The organism is Streptomyces sp. NPDC053367, assembly GCF_044545925.1.
Lineage (GTDB): Bacteria > Actinomycetota > Actinomycetes > Streptomycetales > Streptomycetaceae > Streptomyces.
This window is the reverse complement of sequence record NZ_JBITYN010000008.1, coordinates 135,142-152,730: the sequence shown is the minus strand read 5'-3', so window position 1 is coordinate 152,730 and position 17,589 is coordinate 135,142. Positions and strand designations below refer to the sequence as shown.

The following is a 17,589-nucleotide window of genomic DNA, read 5'->3' as shown; positions in this document are numbered from 1 at the left end:
CCTCAAGGACTGCACGTACATGACTGACGCACCCGTCATCGGCGTCCTGGCGCTCCAGGGCGACGTACGGGAGCACCTCATCGCCCTGGCCGCGGCGGACGCCGTGGCCAGGCCGGTGAGGCGCCCCGAAGAGCTCGCCGAGGTGGACGCCCTCGTCATCCCCGGCGGCGAGTCCACCACCATCTCCAAGCTGGCCGTCCTCTTCGGCCTGATGGAACCCCTCCGCGCGCGCGTGCAGGCGGGCATGCCCGTCTACGGCACCTGCGCCGGCCTGATCATGCTCGCCGACAAGATCCTCGACCCGCGCTCGGGCCAGGAGACCATCGGCGGCATCGACATGATCGTGCGCCGCAACGCCTTCGGCCGGCAGAACGAGTCCTTCGAGGCCGCGGTCGACGTCAAGGGCGTCCCGGGCGATCCTGTGGAGGGCGTCTTCATCCGCGCCCCCTGGGTGGAGTCCGTCGGCGCCCGCGCCGAGGTGCTCGCCGAGCACGACGGCCACATCGTCGCGGTCCGCCAGGGCAACGCGCTGGCCACGTCGTTCCACCCGGAACTGACGGGCGACCACCGCGTGCACGCCCTCTTCGTCGACATGGTGCGCGCAGACCGGGCGGCCGAGTCCTTGTAGGATCTCTGGCGTCGTTACAGAGATGGGTTACGCGAAGGAGACAGGCAGATGTCCGGCCACTCTAAATGGGCCACGACGAAGCACAAGAAGGCCGTCATCGACGCCAAGCGCGGCAAGCTCTTCGCGAAGCTGATCAAGAACATCGAGGTCGCGGCGCGCATGGGCGGCGTGGACCTCGAGGGCAACCCGACGCTCTACGACGCCGTCCAGAAGGCCAAGAAGCAGTCGGTTCCCAACAAGAACATCGACTCCGCGATCAAGCGCGGCGGCGGTCTCGAGGCCGGCGGCGCCGACTACGAGACGATCATGTACGAGGGCTACGGCCCCAACGGCGTCGCGGTGCTCATCGAGTGCCTCACCGACAACCGCAACCGCGCGGCCTCCGAGGTCCGTGTCGCCATGACCCGCAACGGCGGCTCGATGGCCGACCCGGGCTCGGTGTCCTACCTCTTCAACCGCAAGGGCGTCATCATCGTCCCCAAGGGTGAGCTGACCGAGGACGACGTCCTCGGCGCGGTCCTCGACGCGGGCGCCGAGGAGGTCAACGACCTCGGCGAGAACTTCGAGGTCATCAGCGAGGCCACCGACCTGGTCGCGGTCCGCACCGCCCTCCAGGACGCCGGCATCGACTACGACTCGGCCGACGCCAACTTCGTCCCGACCATGCAGGTCGAGCTGGACGAGGAGGGCGCCAAGAAGATCTTCAAGCTGATCGACGCGCTCGAGGACAGCGACGACGTGCAGAACGTCTACGCCAACTTCGACGTCAGTGACGAGGTCATGGAGAAGGTCGACGCGTAACGCTGCCGCGAGCGGTACGGATTCCGGCGGGCCGGTGGGACACACCCACCGGCCCGCCGCCGTATTTCCGCCGTTGTCGGTGGCACCCGATAGCCTGCACAAACAGGTGATCGAAGCGGAGGGGGCGCAGTGCGCGTACTCGGGGTGGACCCCGGACTGACCCGGTGCGGGGTCGGGGTGGTCGAAGGAGTGGCCGGGCGCCCGCTGACCATGCTCGGCGTCGGCGTGGTACGCACCCCCGCGGACGCCGACCTCGGCCACCGCCTCGTCGCCGTCGAGCAGGGCATCGAGGCATGGCTGGACGAGCACCGGCCAGAGTTCGTGGCCGTGGAGCGCGTCTTCAGCCAGCACAACGTCCGTACGGTGATGGGCACCGCCCAGGCCAGCGCCGTCGCCATGCTGTGTGCCGCCCGCCGCGGCATCCCCGTCGCCCTGCACACCCCCAGCGAGGTCAAGGCCGCCGTCACCGGCAGCGGCCGCGCCGACAAGGCGCAGGTCGGCGCCATGGTGACCCGGCTGCTGCGGCTCGACGCCCCGCCGAAGCCCGCCGACGCCGCCGACGCCCTCGCGCTCGCCATCTGCCACATCTGGCGCGCCCCCGCCCAGAACCGGCTGCAGCAGGCCGTCGCCCTGCAGGCGGCGAAAGCACCGGCCGCAGCACCGCCCCGCACCCCGACCAGAACAATGAAGGGCCGTACGGCATGATCGCCTTCGTCAGCGGCACGGTCGCCGCACTCGCCCCGGACGCCGCCGTCGTCGAGGTCGGCGGTGTCGGCATGGCCGTCCAGTGCACGCCGAACACGCTGTCCACCCTGCGGGTCGGCCGGCCCGCCCGGCTGCACACCTCCCTGGTCGTCCGCGAGGACTCGCTCACCCTGTACGGCTTCGCCGACGACGACGAGCGCCAGGTCTTCGAGCTGCTCCAGACCGCGAGCGGCGTCGGCCCGAGACTCGCCCAGGCCATGCTCGCTGTGCACAGCCCGGACGCCCTGCGCCGGGCCGTCGCCACCGGCGACGAGAAGGCGCTCACCGCCGTGCCCGGCATCGGCAAGAAGGGCGCGCAGAAACTGCTGCTCGAACTGAAGGACCGCCTCGGCGCACCCGTCGGCGCCCCCGTGGTCGGCGCCGCGGTCAGCCAGGGGTGGCGCGACCAGCTGCACGCCGCCCTCATCGGCCTCGGCTACGCCACCCGCGAGGCCGACGAGGCCGTCAGCGCGGTGGCCCCGCAGGCCGAGGCCGCCGAGGGCACCCCACAGGTCGGGCAGCTGCTCAAGGCGGCGTTGCAGACCCTGAACCGAGCCCGCTGAACCGAGCCGGCCGCCCCCATACCCGTCGTAAGGCACACACATGAACTGGGACGACACGACCGACATCTCCGCCGCCGAGCGGCTGGTGGGCCCTGTCGCCGACCGTGAGGACCAGGCGGTCGAAGCCGCCCTGCGCCCCAAGGACCTGGGCGAGTTCATCGGCCAGGAGAAGGTCCGTGAGCAGCTCGATCTCGTGCTGCGCGCCGCACGCGCGCGGGGTGCCACCGCCGACCACGTCCTGCTCTCCGGCGCCCCCGGCCTCGGCAAGACCACCCTGTCGATGATCATCGCGGCCGAGATGGGCGCCCCGATCCGCATCACCTCCGGCCCGGCCATCCAGCACGCCGGCGACCTCGCCGCGATCCTGTCCTCCCTCCAGGAGGGCGAGGTCCTCTTCCTCGACGAGATCCACCGCATGTCCCGGCCCGCCGAGGAGATGCTGTACATGGCGATGGAGGACTTCCGGGTCGACGTCATCGTCGGCAAGGGCCCCGGCGCCACCGCCATCCCTCTGGAGCTGCCGCCCTTCACCCTGGTCGGCGCCACCACCCGCGCGGGCCTGCTGCCGCCCCCGCTGCGCGACCGCTTCGGCTTCACCGCGCACATGGAGTTCTACGAACCCACCGAGCTGCAGCGCGTCATCCACCGCTCGGCCGGACTGCTCGACGTGGAGATCGACACGGACGGCGCCGCCGAGATCGCCGGCCGCTCCCGCGGCACCCCGCGCATCGCCAACCGCCTGCTGCGCCGCGTGCGCGACTACGCCCAGGTCAAGGCCGACGGCGTCATCACCAGAGACATCGCGGCGGCGGCCCTCGCCGTGTACGAGGTCGACGCGCGCGGCCTGGACCGGCTCGACCGCGCCGTCCTTCAGGCCCTGCTGAAGCTGTTCGGCGGCGGCCCGGTCGGCCTGTCCACGCTCGCCGTGGCGGTGGGGGAGGAGCGGGAGACCGTCGAGGAGGTCGCCGAACCCTTCCTCGTACGGGAAGGACTGCTGGCGCGCACCCCCCGAGGCCGGGTCGCCACCCCGGCGGCATGGGCACATCTCGGCCTCACCCCGCCCGGCGCGGCGGGCTCCGCAAACGGACAACAGGACCTGTTCGGGACGTGACGGCGCGAGAGGGGCAGGGAGCCGGCCGGGGCCTCCCCGCCCGCTGAGTACGGGTTCGGCGCGGTATTGGCGACGTCAGGAACCCAGGTGCCATGCTGAGCGTTGTTCCATGCGCGCGGACTCGCTTAGACTCCGCCGATGCCGCCCGTGCCGGACGGCATGCATACCCCCATCGAATAGGCCGCACACCATCGCGGTCGTGTGAAGGAAGTTCCGACCCGTGAGTCTCGTGACCCTCCTCCCGTTCATCGTGCTCATCGGGGCCATGATCCTGATGACGCGGTCGGCCAAGAAGAAGCAGCAGCAAGCGGTCGATATGCGGAACCAGATGCAGCCCGGTTCCGGCGTCCGCACGATCGGGGGCATGTACGCGACGGTCAAGGAGGTCAACGAGGACACGGTCCTCCTCGACGCCGGTCCCGGCGTCGAGCTCCTGTTCGCCAAGAACGCCATCGGTGCCGTCCTGTCCGACGACGAGTACAACCGCATCGTCCACGGCATCGAGCACGACCTGAAGTCCGACGTCGTCCCGGACGACGCCTCGTCCCTCACCGAGTCCCCCGCCGATTCCGACGAGTCCGCCGGCTCTGCCGCCGCCTCCGACGAGACGCACGTCGACCTCGGCAAGAAGGACGCGGGCGAGGAGCCGTCCCAGGACGCCGCCGAGGCGAAGGCGGAAGAGCCGAAGAAGACCGACGGCGACTCCGACGCGAAGTAGTACTGTCCCGGTGCGCACGGGGGCCCGCGCCCCCGGCCCGCGCCGGGACACGTGTCTCTCGTCAGGGGATCCCACACCATGTCATGGCCGCCCGCCCGCCGACCCGGCGCGAGGCGGCGGCCCGAGAGGGAGTACGAGAAGGTGGCAGCACCTAAAAAGGGCCGGACCGCGAGCGCCCAGAGCAAGCCGGGGCGCTCGCTGGCCCTGATCCTGATCGCCATCGTGGCGCTCACCGGTGGCATGTTCGCCGCGGGGACGACGACCCCGCGCCTTGGCATCGACCTGGCCGGCGGTACCAGCATCACGCTGACCGCCATCAACGAACCGGGCCAGCCCAACGCGATCAACAAGACCAACATGGACACCGCTGTCGAGATCATGAACAGCCGTGTCAATGGTTTGGGTGTGTCGGAGGCCGAGGTCCAGACCCAGGGCTCCAACAACATCATCGTCAACATCCCCAAGGGCACGAACTCCAAGCAGGCCCGGGATCAGGTCGGTACCACCGCCAAGCTCTACTTCCGCCCCGTGCTGCAGAGCGCGCCCTCCGGCGGCGCGGCCACGCCGAGCACCAGCCCGAGCGGCAGCCCCAGCGGCAGCGCCTCCCCGAGCGGCAGCCCGTCGCCGAGCGCCTCCACCTCCGCGAGCGGCGGTGACGACGAGGCCACCCCGTCGGCCAGTGCCACCTCGCAGGGTCGCGCGGTCACCGACGCGCTGAAGGCGGACCCCACCCCCTCCGCCAGCGGCTCGCCCTCCGCCTCCGCGACGCCGAGCGCCACCCCGTCCGCGGACACCGGTGCCGCCGACAGCAAGCTCCAGGAGCAGTTCGCCGCTCTGAACTGTGCCGACCCCAAGCAGCGCGCGAAGGCCGGCAAGGCCGCCAGGCCCGAGGACTCGACCGTCGCCTGCGGCCAGGACGGCGAGGCGTGGACCAAGTTCGTGCTCGGCCCGGTCGCCGTCGACGGCACCGACGTCGACAAGGCACAGGCCATCCTCGACACCCAGAGCGGTGCCGGCTGGAAGGTCACCATGGACTTCACGTCCGGTGGCGGCAAGAAGTTCGCGAAGATCACCGGCGAGCTGGCCACCAAGGCCTCCCCGCAGAACGAGTTCGCCATCGTCCTGGACGACAAGGTCATCTCGCACCCCTACGTCCGCACGGCCATCAGCGGCGGCAACGCGGAGATCTCCGGCAACTTCACGCAGCAGGAGGCCGAGAACCTCTCCAACATGCTGTCCTACGGTGCGCTCCCGCTGACCTTCAAGGAGTCCAGCGTCACCACCGTGACGGCCGCCCTCGGCAGTGAGCAGCTGCACGCGGGTCTGCTGGCCGGTGCCATCGGCCTCGCCCTGGTCGTGATCTACCTGGTCGTGTACTACCGCGGCCTGTCGCTCGTCGCGTGCGCGTCGCTGCTGGTGTCCGCCGCGCTGACCTACGTGATCATGTCGCTGCTCGGCCCGGCCATCGGCTTCGCGCTGAACCTGCCGGCCGTCTGCGGTGCCATCGTCGCGATCGGCATCACAGCCGACTCCTTCATCGTGTACTTCGAACGCATCCGGGACGAGATCCGCGAGGGCCGCTCGCTGCGCCCCGCGGTCGAACGGGCCTGGCCCCGCGCCCGGCGCACCATCCTGGTCTCCGACTTCGTGTCGTTCCTGGCCGCCGCGGTGCTGTTCATCGTCACGGTCGGCAAGGTCCAGGGCTTCGCGTTCACGCTGGGTCTGACCACCCTGCTGGACGTGGTCGTCGTCTTCTTCTTCACCAAGCCGCTGATGACGATCCTCGCCCGCACGAAGTTCTTCGGCGGCGGCCACAAGTGGTCCGGCCTCGACCCGAGGAGCCTGGGCGCCCAGCCCCCGCTGCGCCGCACCCGCCGTCCCGCCGGCCCTGTCGCGGGCCCTGTCGACCCGAAGGAGGCCTGAGATGTCGAAGCTCGGCAACCTCGGAGCCCGACTGCACCGCGGTGAGGTCAGCTACGACTTCATCGGCCACCGCAAGCTCTGGTACGGCATCTCGGTCCTGATCACCATCACGGCCATCCTGGGCCTCGGGGTGCGCGGCCTGAACATGGGCATCGACTTCCAGGGCGGTGCCGTCTTCACCACTCCGGAGACCAGCGTCTCGGTCGCCCAGGCCGAGGAGTTCGCGCAGGAGGCCTCCGGCCACGAGGCCGTCGTGCAGAAGCTCGGCAACGACACGCTGCGCATCCAGATCGCCGGCATGGACACCCAGCAGTCCGACCAGATCAAGAACGAGCTGGCCAAGGACTTCAAGGTCGACCCCGAGCGGATCGCCGCCGACCTGGTGGGTCCGAGCTGGGGCGACCAGATCGCCAACAAGGCCTGGCAGGGTCTGGCGATCTTCATGGTCCTCGTCGTGATCTACCTGGCGATCGCCTTCGAGTGGCGCATGGCCATCGCCGCGCTGGTCGCCCTGATCCACGACATCACCATCACGGTCGGCATCTACGCCCTGGTGGGCTTCGAGGTCACGCCCGGCACGGTGATCGGTCTGCTGACGATCCTCGGTTACTCGCTCTACGACACGGTCGTCGTCTTCGACAGCCTCAAGGAGCAGACGAAGGACATCACCAAGCAGACCCGCTTCACCTACAGCGAGATCGCCAACCGCTCCATCAACGGCACCCTGGTGCGCTCGATCAACACCACGGTCGTCGCGCTGCTGCCGGTGGCGGGCCTGTTGTTCATCGGTGGCGGTTTCCTCGGGGCGGGCACGCTCAACGACATCTCGCTGTCGCTGTTCGTCGGCCTCGCGGCCGGTGCCTACTCCTCGATCTTCATCGCCACGCCGCTCGTCGCCGACCTCAAGGAGCGCGAGCCGCAGCTCAAGGCGCTGAAGAAGCGCGTCCTCGCCAAGCGCGCCCACGGCGGCGACCAGGCCGAGCCTTCGGCCGCCGCTGCCGGGGGGACGTACGACGAGGACGCCGCTCCGGCGGTCGTCGGCCCTCGCGAGACGTCCGCCGACCGCAGCCGCGGCCGTGGCCGTCCTTCGGGGAAGCGCCGATGACCGAGCTCGCAGACGTCAGGACGCTGCTGCTCAGCCGCATCCGCGAGGTCGCCGACTACCCCGAGCCCGGGGTGATGTTCAAGGACATCACCCCGCTGCTCGCGGACCCGGCCGCGTTCGCCGCGCTGACCGACGCGTTCGCGGAGATCGCCGAGCGCACCGGCGCCACCAAGGTCGTCGGCCTCGAGGCCCGCGGCTTCATCCTCGGCGCCCCGGTGGCCGTCCGCGCCGGGCTCGGCTTCATCCCCGTACGCAAGGCGGGCAAGCTCCCCGGAGCGACGCTCAGCCAGCGTTACGACCTGGAGTACGGCTCGGCCGAGATCGAGGTGCACGCCGAGGACCTGTCGGCCGACGACCGGATCCTGGTCATCGACGACGTCCTCGCCACGGGCGGCACCGCCGAGGCCTCGCTGCAGCTGATCCGCCGCGCGGGCGCCCAGGTCGCCGGTGTCGCCGTACTGATGGAGCTCAGCTTCCTCGCCGGCCGCGCCCGCCTGGAGGCGGCCATCGGCGGGGCGCCCCTGGAGGCGCTGCTCACCGTCTGAGCGGTCCGGACCGGCAGGTCAGGCGCGATCAGGGCGGGCCCGGAGGAATCCGGTGCCCGCCCTCGGTGTTTGCGTGAGGGAGTCCGCACTTCGGCCTGAAGGCGATCCCTGAGCCCAGGATCGCTACCATGGGTTCTCCGGAGCCTGACCGGGGGACCCGGAACGCGCACGAGGAGCCCTCTTGCCAGACGAGGCCCAGCACCTGACCGCCGCCAAGTCCGAGCCCGCCTCGGAGCAGCCGGCCAAGCCCGCGTCGAACGCCGAGAACGACACCCGCGGGACGGCGGAGCACGCCCAGTCCGCGGCTGTCGACACGCCGGCCGAGGCCGCCCGTCCCAAGCCGGCTCCCGCCCCTCCCGCGCGCAGCAACCCCGCCCCGACGCCCCCGATCCGCCCGGCCGCGCCCCAGCCGTCCGCCCGCTCCGGCTCCTCCAACCGCGTCCGCGCCCGCCTCGCCCGGCTCGGTGTGCAGCGCGCCAACCCGTACAACCCGGTCCTCGAGCCGCTGCTGCGGATAGTGCGCAGCAACGACCCGAAGATCGAGACCGCGACGCTGCGCCAGATCGAGCGCGCCTACCAGGTCGCCGAGCGCTGGCACCGCGGCCAGAAGCGCAAGAGCGGCGACCCGTACATCACCCACCCCCTCGCGGTGACCACCATCCTCGCCGAGCTCGGCATGGACCCGGCCACCCTGATGGCGGGCCTGCTGCACGACACCGTCGAGGACACCGAGTACGGCCTGGAGGACCTGCGCCGCGACTTCGGCGACGTCGTCGCCCTGCTCGTGGACGGCGTGACCAAGCTCGACAAGGTCAAGTTCGGCGAGGCCGCCCAGGCGGAGACCGTGCGCAAGATGGTCGTGGCGATGGCCAAGGACCCGCGCGTGCTGGTCATCAAGCTCGCCGACCGCCTGCACAACATGCGCACCATGCGCTACCTCAAGCGTGAGAAGCAGGAGAAGAAGGCGCGCGAGACCCTGGAGATCTACGCGCCGCTCGCCCACCGCCTGGGCATGAACACCATCAAGTGGGAGCTCGAGGACCTCGCCTTCGCGATCCTCTACCCCAAGATGTACGACGAGATCGTCCGGCTGGTGGCCGAGAGGGCACCCAAGCGCGACGAGTACCTGGCCATAGTGACCGACGAGGTCCAGCAGGACCTGCGCGCGGCCCGCATCAAGGCCACCGTCACCGGCCGCCCCAAGCACTACTACAGCGTCTACCAGAAGATGATCGTCCGCGGCCGTGACTTCGCGGAGATCTACGACCTGGTCGGCATCCGCGTCCTCGTGGACACCGTCCGCGACTGCTACGCGGCCCTCGGCACCGTGCACGCGCGCTGGAACCCGGTCCCCGGCCGGTTCAAGGACTACATCGCGATGCCGAAGTTCAACATGTACCAGTCGCTGCACACGACGGTCATCGGCCCCAACGGCAAGCCGGTCGAGCTGCAGATCCGCACCTTCGACATGCACCGCCGCGCCGAGTACGGCATCGCCGCGCACTGGAAGTACAAGCAGGACGCCGTGGCCGGCGCCTCCAAGGTCCGCACCGACGTGCCCCGCACGTCCGGCAAGGACAAGGACGCCGTCAACGACATGGCGTGGCTGCGCCAGCTCCTGGACTGGCAGAAGGAGACCGAGGACCCCGGCGAGTTCCTGGAGTCGCTGCGCTTCGACCTCTCCCGCAACGAGGTCTTCGTCTTCACCCCCAAGGGCGACGTCATAGCGCTGCCCGCGGGTGCCACCCCGGTCGACTTCGCCTACGCCGTCCACACCGAGGTCGGCCACCGCACCATAGGAGCCCGGGTCAACGGCCGCCTGGTGCCGCTGGAGTCCACCCTGGACAACGGCGACCTGGTGGAGGTCTTCACCTCCAAGGCGGCGGGCGCGGGCCCCTCGCGCGACTGGCTGAGCTTCGTCAAGTCGCCCCGGGCCCGCAACAAGATCCGCGCCTGGTTCTCCAAGGAGCGCCGCGACGAGGCCATCGAGCAGGGCAAGGACGCCATCGTCCGCGCGATGCGCAAGCAGAACCTGCCGATCCAGCGCATCCTCACCGGCGACTCCCTGGTCACCCTCGCCCATGAGATGCGCTACCCCGACATCTCCGCGCTGTACGCGGCGATCGGCGAGGGCCATGTCTCCGCGCAGAGCGTCGTGCAGAAGCTCGTGCAGGCCTTCGGCGGCGAGGAGGCGGCCACCGAGGAGATCGACGAGAGCGTGCCGCCCGCGCGCGGGCGCAGCCGCAAGCGCCGCTCCAGCGCCGACCCCGGCGTGGTCGTCAAGGGTGTCGACGACGTGTGGGTGAAGCTGGCCCGCTGCTGTACGCCCGTCCCCGGCGACCCGATCATCGGCTTCGTCACCCGGGGTAGTGGCGTATCGGTTCACCGCAGCGACTGCGTCAACGTGGAGTCACTGTCCCGCGAGCCCGAGCGCATCCTGGACGTCGAGTGGGCGCCCACCCAGTCCTCGGTGTTCCTGGTCGCCATCCAGGTGGAGGCCCTGGACCGCTCCCGGCTCCTGTCGGACGTCACCCGCGTCCTTTCCGACCAGCACGTCAACATCCTCTCCGCGGCCGTCCAGACCTCCCGCGACCGCGTGGCCACCTCTCGCTTCACCTTCGAGATGGGCGACCCCAAGCACCTGGGCCACGTCCTGAAGGCGGTACGCGGCGTCGAGGGCGTCTACGACGTCTACCGGGTCACCTCGGCCCGCAGCCGGGCGTAGCAGCGCCGCGCGGCGCGCAGGCGGACACGAAGAAGGGGCTCCCCGAGGGGAGCCCCTTCCTCATCTGCCGTACGGCGTCAGCCGCCGAACTCCTGCAGACCCTTCAGCGCCTGGTCCAGCAGCGCCTGGCGGCCCTCCAGCTCCCGCTCGAGCTTGTCGGCGCGGGCGTTGTTGCCCTGGGCGCGCGCCTGCTCGATCTGACCCTTGAGCTTGTCCACCGCGGCCTGCAGCTGGCCGGTCAGCCCCTCGGCACGCGCGCGTGCCTCCGGGTTGGTGCGGCGCCACTCGGCCTCCTCGGCCTCCTGGATCGCCCGCTCCACGGCGTGCATGCGGCCCTCGACCTTGGGCCGGGCGTCGCGCGGCACATGGCCGATCGCCTCCCAGCGCTCGTTGATCGAGCGGAACGCGGCCCGCGCGGCCTTCAGGTCGGTGACCGGGACGATCTTCTCGGCCTCCTCGGCCAGCTCCTCCTTGAGCTTGAGGTTCTCCGCCTGCTCGGCGTCCCGCTCGGCGAACACCGAGCCGCGGGCGGCGAAGAACACGTCCTGGGCGCCGCGGAAGCGGTTCCACAGGTCGTCCTCGTGCTCGCGCTGGGCGCGGCCCGCGGCCTTCCACTCGGCCATCAGCTCGCGGTAGCGCGCCGCCGTCGGACCCCAGTCGGTCGAACCCGACAACGCCTCGGCCTCCGCGACCAGCCGCTCCTTGGTCCTGCGGGCCTCCTCGCGCTGCGCGTCCAGCTGCGCGAAGTGCGCCTTGCGACGCTTGGAGAACGCCGACCGGGCGTGCGAGAAGCGGTGCCACAGCTCGTCGTCCGACTTGCGGTCGAGCCGGGGCAGCCCCTTCCAGGTGTCCACCAGCGCGCGCAGCCGTTCACCGGCGGCCCGCCACTGGTCCGACTGCGCCAGCTCCTCGGCCTCGGCGACCAGCGCCTCCTTGGCGTGGCGGGCCTCGTCGGTCTGCTTCGCCCGCTGCGCCTTGCGCTCCTCGCGGCGTGCCTCGACCAGCTCCGTGAGCTTGTCCAGCCGGGTCCGCAGCGCGTCCAGGTCGCCGACCGCGTGGTGCGCGTCCACCTGCTCGCGCAGATGGCCGATGGCGGCCTGGGCGTCCTTCGCCGACAGGTCGGTGGTCTTCACTCGCTTCTCGAGGAGGCCGATCTCGACAACCAGGCCCTCGTACTTGCGCTCGAAGTAGGCCAGCGCCTCATCGGGGGAGCCGGCCTGCCAGGAACCGACGACCTGCTCGCCCTCGGCCGTACGCACGTACACGGTCCCCGTCTCGTCGACGCGGCCCCACGGGTCGCTGCTCACAGCGCCTCCTCCACATGATGCCTGCGGGGGGCCTCAGCTCCCCCGGGCATCGTCCACAGTTTCGTCACGGCCAACATAGGCGACCGGCGGGGCGCCTGTCCGCATCCCGCGCGACCGAAATTCCGCAGATGGCGGTCGGGATGGGGTCAGGATTTCGTGACCGTCGCCTTGTCGATCACAACGGTCGCGTTCGGCGCGCCGTCACCGGCGCCGGTGTTCTCGCCGGCCGCGGCGATCTTCTTGAGAACCGTCATGCCCGATTCGGAAACGGTACCGAAGGGGGTGTAGCTGGGCGGCAGCTGACTGTCCTGGTAGACGAGGAAGAACTGGCTGCCGCCGGAGTGCGGCTGGCCGGTGTTCGCCATCGCGACCGTGCCCGCCGGGTAGACGCCGCCCTTGAGGCTCTTGTCCTTCAGGTTCTCGTCCGGGATGGTGTAGCCCGGCCCGCCGCTGCCGCTGCCCGTCGGGTCGCCGCACTGCAGCACGTAGATGCCGTTCGTGGTGAGCCGGTGGCACTTGGTGTGGTCGAAGTAGCCCTTGCCGGCCAGGTGGTGGAACGAGTTCACCGTGTGCGGGGCCGCCGCCGCGTTCAGCGCGACGTCGATGTCACCGCAGGTCGTGGCCAGCTTCATCGTGTACTTGGCCGACTTGTCGATGGTGACCGCCGGCTCCTTCTTCCACGTCTGCGTCTTGACCTTGCCCTCGGCGGGCTTCTCGCAGGGGTCCTTCACCGCGCTGGGCGTCGGGTCGGCGGTCGCGCTCGCGTTCGCCTTGTCGTCCTTGTCGTCCTTCATGACCCCGGTCGTGTACAGCGCGAGGCTGCCCACCAGGACCACGCCGAGCACCGACGCGATCACCGAGTTGCGCACCTTCGCCTTCTGTCGCGCCTCGGTGCGCCGCTGCTGCTGCCGCAAGAACTTCTCCCGGGCGAGCTGCCGCCGCCGCTGTTCCTGGGTGACCACCGGGTTGTCTCCTCGTACGTCAGTCTGGTGTGTGCCCCGTACCGTATATGGGTTCGCTGAGGAATCGGCAGCGCCGGTAGGCTCTGACCTCAGGCGTAGCCCATGCGCAAGCCACCCCGAACCGACACAACGAAGGACGATCGTGCTCATTGCCGGGTTCCCCGCCGGGGCCTGGGGGACGAACTGTTATCTCGTCGCCCCCGCCGCCGGTGAGGAGTGCGTGATCATCGACCCGGGCCATCAGGCGGCCCCCGGAGTCGAGGAAGCACTGAAGAAGCATCGGCTCAAGCCCGTCGCCGTCGTCCTCACCCATGGCCACATCGACCATGTGGCCTCGGTCGTCCCGGTCTGCGGAGCGCACGACGTGCCGGCCTGGATCCACCCCGAGGACCGGTACATGATGAGCGACCCCGAGAAGGCGCTCGGCCGTTCCATCGGCATGCCGCTGCTCGGCGAGCTGACCGTGGGGGAGCCGGACGACGTCAAGGAGCTCACGGACGGCGCGAGGCTGGAACTGGCCGGAATGGAACTGACGGTCTCGCACGCGCCCGGCCATACCAAGGGGTCGGTGACCTTCGGCATGCCCGAGGCGGCGGACATCCCGCCGATCCTGTTCTCGGGCGACCTGCTGTTCGCCGGCTCCATCGGACGCACCGACCTGCCCGGCGGTGACATGGCCGAGATGCTCGACTCGCTGGCACGCGTGTGCCTGCCGCTCGACGACTCGACCGTGGTGCTGTCCGGCCACGGCCCCCAGACGACCATCGGCCAGGAGCGCGCCACCAACCCCTATCTGCGGCAGGTGGCCGCCGGCCCGGGAGCGAATCTCGACGCTCCCCGACGAGGAATGTGACGAGAGACTTTCCGTGAGCACCTTCAAGGCCCCCAAGGGCACCTACGACCTCCTGCCGCCGGACAGCGCCAAGTTCCTGGCCGTCCGTGAGGCGATCGCCGCCCCGCTGCGCAACTCCGGCTACGGCTACATCGAGACGCCCGGCTTCGAGAGCGTCGAGCTGTTCGCGCGCGGTGTCGGCGAGTCCACCGACATCGTCACCAAGGAGATGTACGCCTTCGAGACCAAGGGCGGCGATCGCCTCGCCCTGCGCCCCGAGGGCACCGCGTCCGTGCTGCGCGCCGCCCTGGAGGCCAACCTGCACAAGGCGGGCAACCTCCCGGTCAAGCTCTGGTACTCGGGCTCCTACTACCGCTACGAGCGCCCGCAGAAGGGCCGCTACAGGCACTTCTCCCAGGTCGGCGCCGAGGCGATCGGCGCGGAGGACCCGGCCCTGGACGCCGAGCTGATCATCCTGGCCGACCAGGCCTACCGCTCGCTGGGCCTGAACGACTTCCGCATCCTGCTCAACAGCCTCGGCGACAAGGAGTGCCGGCCCGTCTACCGGGCTGCGCTGCAGGACTTCCTGCGCGGCCTCGACCTCGACGAGGACACCCTGCGCCGCGCCGAGATCAACCCGCTGCGCGTCCTGGACGACAAGCGCGAGTCCGTGCAGAAGCAGCTCGGCGACGCCCCGCTGCTGCGCGACTACCTGTGCGACGCCTGCAAGGCGTACCACGAGGAGGTCCGCGAGCTGATCACGGCCGCCGGCGTGGCCTTCGAGGACGACCCCAAGCTGGTCCGCGGTCTGGACTACTACACGCGGACGACGTTCGAGTTCGTCCACGACGGCCTGGGCTCCCAGTCCGCGGTGGGCGGCGGCGGCCGCTACGACGGCCTGTCCGAGATGATCGGCGGCCCCGCCCTGCCGTCCGTCGGCTGGGCCCTCGGCGTGGACCGCACGGTCCTCGCCCTGGAGGCCGAGGGCGTCGAGCTGGCGCTCCCCGCGTCCACCAGCGTCTTCGCCGTAGCGCTCGGCGAGGAGGCCCGCCGGGTGCTGTTCGCGAAGGTCACCGAGCTGCGCAAGGTCGGCGTCGCCGCGGACTTCTCCTACGGCGGCAAGGGCCTCAAGGCGGCCATGAAGGCGGCCAACCGCTCCGGCGCCCGCTACGCCCTGGTGGCCGGCGAGCGCGACCTCGCCGAGGGCGTCGTCCAGCTCAAGGACATGGAGTCCGGCGAGCAGACGGCGATCGGCGTGAACGAGATCGTGGCCGAGCTGGAGGCACGGCTCGGCTGAGCGCACACGCGTGTGGAGGGGCGTCCGGGTTTCCGGACGTCCTTTCGCATGCCGGGCGGACACCTGTCCGAGACCGAACGCTCCCGGCTGAACGGACGTACGTCCTTGTGGTGAGCGAACGGTGCGCTTACGCGCGTGTGCGGCACAATGGCCCGTGCCCGAAGATGTTCCAGCTCTCAAGTGACGGAATCGGCGTGATGAGCAAGACGACAGTGCAGGACGTCTCCACCGAGCCCGAGCCCCGGCCGGACGCCGCGGAGCCACGCGCGGTCGGCGGCAGCCGGGGCCTCGCGCTGCTGCTCGTGATCACGGGCGCGGCCGGCCTGCTGGCGGCCTGGGTCATCACGATCGACAAGTTCAAGCTGCTGGAGGCGAAGGTCGAGGGCAAGACCTTCACGCCCGGCTGCAGCCTCAACCCGGTCGTCTCCTGCGGCAGCGTGATGGAGAGCGACCAGGCGTCCGTCTTCGGCTTCCCCAACCCGATGCTGGGCCTCGTCGCCTACGGCATCGTGGTCTGCGTCGGCGTGAGCCTGCTCGCGCGGGCCCGCTTCCCGCGCTGGTACTGGCTCGTCCTCAACGCCGGGACCCTGTTCGGTGTCTCGTTCTGCGCCTGGCTGATGTTCCAGTCGCTGTACCGGATCAACGCGCTGTGCCTGTGGTGCTGCCTGGCCTGGGTCGCCACGATCGTCATGTTCTGGTACGTGACCTCGTTCAACGTCCGCAACGACCATCTGCCCGCCCCGCGCTGGGTCAAGAGCTTCTTCGGCGAGTTCACCTGGGTCATGCCCGTGCTGCACATCGGGATCATCGGCATGCTGATCCTGACCCGCTGGTGGGACTTCTGGACGAGCTGACGGCCCTGAGGGGATTGTCAGTGCCGTGATTTAGGGTTTCTGACGTGGAGCCCGATCTGTTCACCGCCGCAGCCGAAGAGCGCCAGGAGAAGGACCCGACGAGCAGTCCCCTGGCGGTCCGCATGCGCCCGCGCACCCTCGACGAGGTGGTGGGCCAGCAGCACCTGCTCAAGTCCGGCTCCCCGCTGCGCAGACTCGTCGGCGAGGGTGCCGGGGGACCGGCCGGACCTTCCTCGGTGATCCTGTGGGGCCCGCCGGGCACCGGAAAGACGACCCTCGCCTACGTCGTCTCCAAGGCCACCGACAAGCGCTTCGTGGAGCTCTCCGCGATCACCGCAGGCGTCAAGGAGGTCCGCGCGGTCATCGACGGCGCCCGCCGCGCCACCGGCGGCTACGGCAAGGAGACCGTCCTCTTCCTCGACGAGATCCACCGCTTCAGCAAGGCCCAGCAGGACTCCCTCCTGCCGGCCGTGGAGAACCGCTGGGTCACCCTGATCGCGGCCACCACCGAGAACCCGTACTTCTCGGTGATCTCCCCCCTGCTGTCCCGCTCCCTGCTGCTCACCCTGGAGCCGCTGACCGACGACGACGTCCGCGGTCTGCTGAAGCGCGCCCTCACCGACGAGCGCGGCCTGAAGGGTGCGGTCGCCCTCCCCGAGGAGGCCGAGGACCACCTGCTGCGCATCGCGGGCGGCGACGCCCGCCGGGCATTGACCGCCCTGGAGGCCGCCGCCGGGGCCGCCCTGGACAAGGGCGAGCAGGAGATCTCCCTCACCACCCTGGAGGAGACCGTCGACCGCGCGGCCGTCAAGTACGACCGCGACGGCGACCAGCACTACGACGTGGCCAGCGCCCTGATCAAGTCGATCCGCGGCTCCGACGTGGACGCGGCCCTGCACTATCTGGCCCGCATGATCGAGGCCGGCGAGGACCCCCGCTTCATCGCCCGCCGCCTGATGATCTCCGCCAGTGAGGACATCGGCCTCGCCGACCCGACCGCCCTTCCCATCGCCGTCGCCGCCGCCCAGGCCGTCGCCATGATCGGCTTCCCCGAGGCCGCCCTCACCCTCAGCCACGCCACCATCGCCCTCGCTCTCGCCCCGAAGTCCAACTCCGCGACCACCGCGATCGGCGCCGCCCTGGACGACGTACGGAAAGGGCTGGCCGGACCGGTCCCGGCGCATCTGCGCGACGGGCACTACAAGGGCGCCGCCAAACTGGGGCACGCGCAGGGGTACGTGTACCCGCACGACCTGGCGGAGGGCATCGCCGAGCAGCAGTACGCGCCGGACGCCCTGAAGGACCGCGAGTACTACCTCCCCACCCGGCACGGCACGGAGGCGCGCTACGCGGACGCCGTGGAGTGGACCCGGAAGCACCTCGGTCGCAAGCGGTCCTGACCACCCTGTAAACTCGCTCGGAGTGCTGAGTCCCGCGCAGTCAGAGCGGGACATCCAGCCGGAACCCCCAGCGG

General features: G+C 70.4%; 16 protein-coding genes. 14 read left to right on the top strand and 2 right to left on the bottom strand.

The features are described 5' to 3' along the window. Positions 1–19: 19 nt before the first annotated feature. From pdxT to ACIGXJ_RS22995, 10 genes are all read left to right on the top strand, one after another. Positions 20–628 (top strand): pyridoxal 5'-phosphate synthase glutaminase subunit PdxT, encoded by a 609-nt coding sequence (gene pdxT, locus ACIGXJ_RS23040; RefSeq protein ID WP_399648428.1) that lies wholly within the window; start codon positions 20–22, stop codon positions 626–628. A 48-nt stretch (positions 629–676) separates the two neighbouring features. Next, complete coding sequence (locus ACIGXJ_RS23035; protein ID WP_399648425.1) at positions 677–1,429, top strand: YebC/PmpR family DNA-binding transcriptional regulator; 753 nt, start codon at positions 677–679, stop codon at positions 1,427–1,429. Positions 1,430–1,558: 129 nt separating this feature from the next. After that, positions 1,559–2,134 (top strand): crossover junction endodeoxyribonuclease RuvC, encoded by a 576-nt coding sequence (gene ruvC, locus ACIGXJ_RS23030; RefSeq protein ID WP_399648423.1) that lies wholly within the window; start codon positions 1,559–1,561, stop codon positions 2,132–2,134. Beyond that, positions 2,131–2,736, top strand: coding sequence for a Holliday junction branch migration protein RuvA (gene ruvA, locus ACIGXJ_RS23025; protein ID WP_399648421.1), 606 nt, complete (start codon positions 2,131–2,133; stop codon positions 2,734–2,736). Before ruvC ends, ruvA begins: the two co-directional genes overlap by 4 nt. 40 nt (positions 2,737–2,776) lie before the next feature. Beyond that, entirely contained in the window at positions 2,777–3,847 is a 1,071-nt protein-coding gene (gene ruvB / locus ACIGXJ_RS23020) for a Holliday junction branch migration DNA helicase RuvB (protein ID WP_399648419.1), read from the top strand. Between the two features lie 220 nt (positions 3,848–4,067). Further along, positions 4,068–4,565, top strand: a complete 498-nt coding sequence (yajC, locus tag ACIGXJ_RS23015) for a preprotein translocase subunit YajC (protein WP_399648416.1) — start codon at positions 4,068–4,070, stop codon at positions 4,563–4,565. A 141-nt stretch (positions 4,566–4,706) separates the two neighbouring features. Next, positions 4,707–6,488: a protein translocase subunit SecD gene (gene secD / locus ACIGXJ_RS23010; protein ID WP_399648414.1), complete on the top strand. Its 1,782-nt coding sequence runs from the start codon at positions 4,707–4,709 to the stop codon at positions 6,486–6,488. A gap of 1 nt (position 6,489) precedes the next feature. Next, the gene (secF, locus tag ACIGXJ_RS23005) at positions 6,490–7,593 is read left to right on the top strand and encodes a protein translocase subunit SecF (RefSeq protein WP_399648410.1); all 1,104 of its coding nucleotides are present in this window, start codon (positions 6,490–6,492) and stop codon (positions 7,591–7,593) included. After that, positions 7,590–8,138, top strand: coding sequence for an adenine phosphoribosyltransferase (locus ACIGXJ_RS23000; protein WP_399648407.1), 549 nt, complete (start codon positions 7,590–7,592; stop codon positions 8,136–8,138). The genes secF and ACIGXJ_RS23000 overlap by 4 nt, the downstream gene beginning before the upstream one ends. A gap of 181 nt (positions 8,139–8,319) precedes the next feature. Continuing rightward, positions 8,320–10,863 carry a RelA/SpoT family protein gene (locus ACIGXJ_RS22995; protein WP_399648404.1) on the top strand — a complete coding sequence of 848 codons (2,544 nt, stop codon included), beginning with the start codon at positions 8,320–8,322 and terminating at the stop codon, positions 10,861–10,863. Between the two features lie 77 nt (positions 10,864–10,940). Here the strand turns inward: ACIGXJ_RS22995 and ACIGXJ_RS22990 are convergent, their stop codons facing one another. Both ACIGXJ_RS22990 and ACIGXJ_RS22985 read right to left on the bottom strand, forming a co-directional pair. Continuing rightward, complete coding sequence (locus ACIGXJ_RS22990) at positions 10,941–12,170, bottom strand: DUF349 domain-containing protein (protein WP_399648402.1); 1,230 nt, start codon at positions 12,168–12,170, stop codon at positions 10,941–10,943. 146 nt (positions 12,171–12,316) lie between these two features. After that, positions 12,317–13,132, bottom strand: a complete 816-nt coding sequence (locus ACIGXJ_RS22985; RefSeq protein ID WP_399648399.1) for a peptidylprolyl isomerase — start codon at positions 13,130–13,132, stop codon at positions 12,317–12,319. A 142-nt stretch (positions 13,133–13,274) separates the two neighbouring features. On the opposite strand from ACIGXJ_RS22985, the gene ACIGXJ_RS22980 reads away from it, so the two are divergent. The 4 genes from ACIGXJ_RS22980 to ACIGXJ_RS22965 all read left to right on the top strand — a co-directional run bounded on the left by ACIGXJ_RS22980 (position 13,275) and on the right by ACIGXJ_RS22965 (position 17,515). After that, positions 13,275–13,985, top strand: coding sequence for an MBL fold metallo-hydrolase (locus ACIGXJ_RS22980; protein ID WP_399648397.1), 711 nt, complete (start codon positions 13,275–13,277; stop codon positions 13,983–13,985). 13 nt (positions 13,986–13,998) lie between these two features. Further along, positions 13,999–15,261 carry a histidine--tRNA ligase gene (hisS, locus tag ACIGXJ_RS22975; protein ID WP_399648395.1) on the top strand — a complete coding sequence of 421 codons (1,263 nt, stop codon included), beginning with the start codon at positions 13,999–14,001 and terminating at the stop codon, positions 15,259–15,261. 197 nt (positions 15,262–15,458) lie between these two features. Beyond that, entirely contained in the window at positions 15,459–16,115 is a 657-nt protein-coding gene (locus ACIGXJ_RS22970) for a vitamin K epoxide reductase family protein (RefSeq protein ID WP_399648393.1), read from the top strand. Between the two features lie 44 nt (positions 16,116–16,159). After that, complete coding sequence (locus tag ACIGXJ_RS22965) at positions 16,160–17,515, top strand: replication-associated recombination protein A (protein WP_399648390.1); 1,356 nt, start codon at positions 16,160–16,162, stop codon at positions 17,513–17,515. The last annotated feature ends 74 nt before the right edge of the window (positions 17,516–17,589 follow it).

Bases quoted from the DNA above. Each gene is read 5' to 3' on its own strand.
- pdxT (WP_399648428.1), top strand. From the start codon at position 20: ATGACTGACGCACCCGTCATCGGCGTCCTGGCGCTCCAGGGCGACGTA.
- ACIGXJ_RS23035 (WP_399648425.1), top strand. From the start codon at position 677: ATGTCCGGCCACTCTAAATGGGCCACGACGAAGCACAAGAAGGCCGTC.
- ruvA (WP_399648421.1), top strand. From the start codon at position 2,131: ATGATCGCCTTCGTCAGCGGCACGGTCGCCGCACTCGCCCCGGACGCC.
- ruvB (WP_399648419.1), top strand. From the start codon at position 2,777: ATGAACTGGGACGACACGACCGACATCTCCGCCGCCGAGCGGCTGGTG.
- secF (WP_399648410.1), top strand. From the start codon at position 6,490: ATGTCGAAGCTCGGCAACCTCGGAGCCCGACTGCACCGCGGTGAGGTC.
- ACIGXJ_RS23000 (WP_399648407.1), top strand. From the start codon at position 7,590: ATGACCGAGCTCGCAGACGTCAGGACGCTGCTGCTCAGCCGCATCCGC.
- ACIGXJ_RS22970 (WP_399648393.1), top strand. From the start codon at position 15,459: ATGAGCAAGACGACAGTGCAGGACGTCTCCACCGAGCCCGAGCCCCGG.